The 5,360-nt window shown below is 68.3% G+C and carries 4 protein-coding genes and 1 pseudogene; all 5 read left to right on the top strand.

Annotation, left to right across the window (positions count from 1 at the left end; all coding sequences use genetic code 11):
• Positions 1 to 540, top strand: a 540-nt coding sequence (locus tag BFF76_RS18450; RefSeq protein WP_019993977.1) for a GTP-binding protein, incomplete at its 5' end; no start/stop codon positions are given.
• A 349-nt stretch (positions 541 to 889) separates the two neighbouring features.
• Positions 890 to 4,144, top strand: coding sequence for a sensor histidine kinase (locus BFF76_RS18445; protein ID WP_065848647.1), 3,255 nt, complete (start codon positions 890 to 892; stop codon positions 4,142 to 4,144).
• A gap of 10 nt (positions 4,145 to 4,154) precedes the next feature.
• Positions 4,155 to 4,568 (top strand): roadblock/LC7 domain-containing protein, encoded by a 414-nt coding sequence (locus BFF76_RS18440; protein WP_006127847.1) that lies wholly within the window; start codon positions 4,155 to 4,157, stop codon positions 4,566 to 4,568.
• 89 nt (positions 4,569 to 4,657) lie between these two features.
• Positions 4,658 to 5,317, top strand: coding sequence for a DUF742 domain-containing protein (locus BFF76_RS18435; RefSeq protein WP_053930741.1), 660 nt, complete (start codon positions 4,658 to 4,660; stop codon positions 5,315 to 5,317).
• A pseudogene (locus tag BFF76_RS33900) lies at positions 5,298 to 5,360 on the top strand (ATP-binding protein); the annotation flags it as partial. The gene BFF76_RS18435 and the pseudogene BFF76_RS33900, both read left to right, overlap by 20 nt.

Below are 5,360 nucleotides of genomic sequence, written 5' to 3'. Positions count from 1 at the left end.
ACCTCGGCGAAGATCGTGGTGGCAGGGGGCTTCGGCGTGGGTAAGACCACGTTTGTCGGTGCCGTTTCGGAGATCAATCCGCTGCGCACCGAAGCCGTGATGACGTCCGCGTCCGCGGGCATCGACGACCTGACCCACACCGGGGACAAGACCACCACCACGGTGGCCATGGACTTCGGACGCATCACCCTGGACCAGGACCTGATCCTCTACCTGTTCGGCACCCCCGGACAGGACCGCTTCTGGTTCATGTGGGACGACCTGGTCCGCGGCGCCATCGGCGCCGTCGTCCTCGTCGACACCCGCCGCCTCGCCGACTGCTTCCCCGCAGTCGACTACTTCGAGAACAGCGGCCTGCCCTTCGTCATCGCCCTCAACGGCTTCGACGGACACCAGCCCTACACACCCGACGAAGTACGCGAAGCACTCCAGATCGGGCCCGACGCCCCGATCATCACCACGGACGCCCGCCACCGCGCGGACGCCAAGAGCGGCCTGATCACACTGGTCGAGCACGCCCTGATGGCCCGGCTGAAGTAGCCGCAAGTCGGAAGTGATCTACGGAAGTTGCCGTAGTCGGGCGGGGGCGGCCTGTGTCCTTTGACACGATCCGCCTCCGCCTTCATAACATTTCGACAGAGAATTAGGGGTCGGCCGATACCCGACGCACACGAACGGTACCGCTGCGCTCACACGAGCCTCGCCTTTTGGCGGGGCTCGCTCTTTATGCCCGTTTTATCGTCAAGCGGCCTCAGGCGGAATCACGCATTCCGACTGTTTGGAACGCGGCCGGTCCGCGTGCTGCAATGCCTCGAACTACCCAGTAGTACGGCCCCTGAACGATAATCCGGCACAACGTAGGTGCCGACGCCGAGAGGTTGTTGGTCGAGTGAGGCGAAGCAACGAGGGCTCCGCGGCGCAGCCGGAGCGGGGCAACTTCACGCCACCGCCGCGCGCTGCGGTGTCCCCGCCTGCGGACACGTCGTCCGAGGCGGAACCGGCGGGTGGCAGCACCAGCCGGCTGTCACCCCGCAACTGGCGGGTGCCCACCCGGCTGAACGCGATCCTCCTGATCCCGGCACTGGTCGGTCTGATCATGGGCGGCTTCCAGGTGAAGGGCTCGGTCGACACCTGGAACGAGGCTCAGGACGCCGAGAAGACGGCTTTGATCGTCCGCGCGGCCGCGGAGTACGGACAGGCGCTGCTGAACGAGCGTGACCTCACCGCTCAGCCCCTGCTGTCCAACAAGCGCACCGCCGCCGAGGTGGAGCAGGTGCGCGCCACCACGGACAGTGCCGCGTCGAAGTTCGACGCGGCCGTGCAGAACATGCCGGACAAGGCGGGGCTCGATCGCCGCCTGAAGCTGTTCAAGGTGGAGGAGCCGCTCCTTCCCGAGCTCCGCAAGGCCGCCTACGCCGAGGCGATGGACCCGGTGAAGACGGAAGAGGGCTACACCAAGGTCCAGCACTCGCTGATGGAGTTCTCCAACGAGCTCGGCCTGGGTACCGGCAACATCACCAGCTACGGCCGGACCGTGTACGCGATCGAGCTGGCCAAGGCCGCCGAATCGCTGCAGCGCTCGATCGGCATGCACCTGCTGGTGCGACCGAGCCAGGAGCAGGGCAAGTTCAACGACCAGGTCAAGGCCTTCGGCTCCTACAACTACCTTGAGCAGATCGCCCTCGGTGAGTTCGTCTCCGGTGGCACGGAGGCCGACGCGGCCCGGCTCAAGGAAGTCATGGCGGGGAAGGCCGCCGAGGGTGCCAAGCAGATGAAGGCCGCCGCGGCGCAGGCCAAGGCCGCCGGCAAGCCCTTCGTGGCGCCGCCGAGCATCGACGGTTCGGTCTTCGACGGCATGGCCCAGCAGATCGGCCAGGGCAAGCAGCCGGACGAGCTGAAGGCCAAGGGGATCACCCCCGAGACCTGGATGGCCGCGTCCACCGCGAAGTTCGACGGCTACGCGACGGTGGAGAACGAGCTCGTCGACAAGGCCGTGGCCGAGGCGGCGGAGATCTCGACCGACGCCCGTAACGACGCCATCACCAACGCCGCGATCGTGATCATCGCGCTGCTGGCCGCGTTCATCATCGCAGGCCTCATGGCCCGCCAGATGAGCCGCTCGATGCGTCAGCTGCGTACGGCCGCCTTCGGCATCGCCGAGCAGCGGCTGCCGATGCTGGTCGACCAGCTGTCGCGGACCGAGCCGGGCCGGGTGGACACCCGTGTGCAGCCGATCCCGATCGACAGCCAGGACGAGATCGGCGAGGTCGCCCGCGCCTTCGACCAGGTGCACCGCGAGGCCGTCCGGCTCGCCGCCGAGCAGGCCATGCTGCGGGGCAACGTCAACGCGATCTTCACCAACCTGTCGCGCCGCAACCAGTCGCTCATCGAGGGCCAGCTGACCCTCATCACCGACCTGGAGAACAACGAGGCCGACCCGGACCAGCTGGAGAGTCTCTTCAAGCTGGACCACCTGGCCACCCGCATGCGCCGCAACGGCGAGAACCTCCTCGTCCTCGCGGGCGAGGAGCCCGGCCGCCGGTGGAACCAGCCGGTGCCGCTGGTCGACGTGCTGCGGGCCGCCTCGTCCGAGGTGGAGTCCTACGAGCGCATCGAGCTCACCGGTGTGCCGGAGAGCGAGATCCACGGCCAGGCCGTGACCGACCTCGTGCACCTGCTGGCCGAGCTGCTGGAGAACGCCACCACCTTCTCCTCCCCGCAGACCAAGGTCCGGGTCACCGCGACCCGGCTGCCCGACGGCCGCGTCATGGTCGAGATCCACGACAAGGGCATCGGCCTCACCGCCGAGGACTTCGCGGATATCAACCACAAGCTGGCCAATCCCCCGACCGTGGACGCCGCGGTGTCCCAGCGGATGGGTCTCTTCGTGGTCGGCCGGCTGGCCGACAGGCACGGCATCCGCGTCCAGCTGCGCCCCTCGGGCGAGCAGGCGGGGACCACGTCGCTGGTCATGCTGCCGGACGCAATCACCCACGGTGGCGGTGGCGAGTCCGGCCAGGACGGCGACTTCACCGTCTCCTCCATCATGCCCGAGCAGCAGCCGCAGTCCTTCGACCCGATGCCGCAGCACATCCCGATGCGTACGGCGGCGGAGCTCGGCTTCGACGACTCGCGCTACGAGACCCCGGCCGCGGACTCTCCGCAGCTGGACCCGGTCAACCGTTCGCTGATGCGTGAGGAGCGCCGGGCCGCGCTGGAGGCACAGTCCGGCGGCGAGCGTCCGGCGTTCCAGAACGACGGCGCTGGGCAGCGGCAGGACTTCTCCCAGCAGCAGTTCGCGCAGGACCAGCAGTACGGCCAGGAGCAGCAGTACGCTCCGGGCCAGTACGCCACGGGGCAGCAGGACGCTCCTGGCCAGTACGCCACGGGGCAGCAGGAGTACCCGCAGCCCGGTTACGAGGGCGACTACGACCCGTACGCCGGGAACGGCTACCAGGACCCGCAGCAGAACGCCTATCCGGAGTCCGCGTACGCCGCTCCGGACGGTCTGCAGGAGCAGCAAACCGATCAGTTCACCCCGCAGGACAACATTTCCCACCAGGGCGAATGGGCGGACCAGGCGCCATACCAGGGGACCTTCGAGCCCCTGGCCCAGACCGAAGCGGAATCACTGCCGAGCACTCCCGCGGAGACCGGGGAACGCGTAGGCTTCGACCGCCAGGGGCCCACCCCGAACCCGGGGCAGGACCTGACCGAGGCGGGCCTCCCACGCCGGGGCGCCGGCCAGCAGCACTGGCAGCCCACCGGCCGAGGAAACGATCAGCCTGCCGCGCCGGAGCAGCGGCAGCGGCCGCAGCAGGAGCAGCCGCAGGAGCAGCAGCGGACGGAGCACACCGACGGGGAAGGTCCCGACGACTGGCGCTCGGCGAACGACGAGCGCTGGGTGCGGGCCGAGAAGCTCCGGGATCCGAAGGCGGGCGGAATCACCCCCTCCGGTCTCCCCCGGCGCGTGCCCAAGGCCAACCTGGTCGAGGGCACGGCGGAGCAGACCCAGCAGGGAGGCCCACAGGTCTCCCGCGCCCCCGAGGACGTGCGGGGCAGGTTGAGCAACCTGCGCCGTGGTGTCCTGCGGGGACGCACCGCGGGTTCGGACACCAGTAATACCTACAACCAGGAGCGTTAGTGTGAGCCCGATGAGCCAGGCGGCGCAGAATCTGAACTGGTTGATCACCAACTTCGTGGACAACACCCCTGGGGTGTCGCACACGGTGGTGGTCTCCGCCGACGGACTCCTGCTGGCGATGTCCGAAGGTTTCCCACGGGACCGCGCCGATCAGCTGGCGGCTGTCGCCTCCGGTCTGACGTCGCTCACCGCGGGCGCCTCCCGGATCTTCGAAGGCGGTGCCGTGAATCAGACCGTTGTGGAGATGGAGCGAGGATTCCTCTTCATCATGTCCATCTCTGACGGATCCTCACTGGCCGTCCTCGCCCACCCGGATGCCGACATCGGCCTGGTTGGGTATGAAATGGCACTTCTCGTTGATCGTGCAGGAAGTGTCCTCACCCCGGATCTCCGCGCCGAACTCCAGGGAAGTCTTCTTAACTAACAGGCAGACAGTGCGTTTCTCGCCACCGCGCCATAAGGTGCGGTGGCGCGGCACCACTGGGATGGCGACCGGCAGTCGGAGGAGGAAACGTGGCAGCACCCACAGGCGGACACCCGTACCAGGGCGGTCAGCGGGTTCCGGGTGAGCAGGGTGACAACCGTTTCGGCAACCCCTCCGCGCCCGGCAGACAGGGCGCGCAAGAGCCCTATCAGCCCTATCAGCCGTACCAGCAGCCCCACCAGGGCTCGCAGGGCGGTGAATGGCAGCAGCAGCCCCAGCAGCCCAACTCCGGGTGGCCGCAGCAGCAGCCGCACTACCAGCAGCAGCCGCCGCAGGGTTACGAGACACCGCCCTCTCGCATCCAGCCGGTCCAGCGACAGGCCCCGGAGCCTTCGAAGCCCGCGGCGCACAACCCGCTGGTCCGCCCGTACGCCATGACCGGCGGCCGGACACGACCGCGTTACCAGCTCGCCATCGAGGCACTGGTCAGCACCACGGCCGATCCGACCCGGCTGCAAGGGCAGTTGCCCGAGCACCAGCGGATCTGCCGGCTCTGCATCGAGATCAAGTCGGTGGCCGAGGTCTCGGCCCTGCTCTCGATCCCCCTCGGCGTTGCCCGGATCCTCGTCGCCGACCTGGCCGAGGCCGGACTCGTCGCTATCCATCAGCCCGGCGGCGACGAGGCCGCCGGCGGCCAACCAGATGTGACACTGCTCGAAAGGGTGCTCAGTGGACTTCGCAAGCTCTAGCGGCGGAGCGGCCCGCTCCACTACCTCGGCGAAGATCGTGGTG

Origin of the sequence: Streptomyces mutomycini (assembly GCF_001700505.1) — a bacterium.
Lineage (GTDB): Bacteria > Actinomycetota > Actinomycetes > Streptomycetales > Streptomycetaceae > Streptomyces > Streptomyces mutomycini.
The sequence above is the reverse complement of the archived record's forward strand: the minus strand, read 5'-3'. Positions and strand labels throughout refer to the sequence as shown.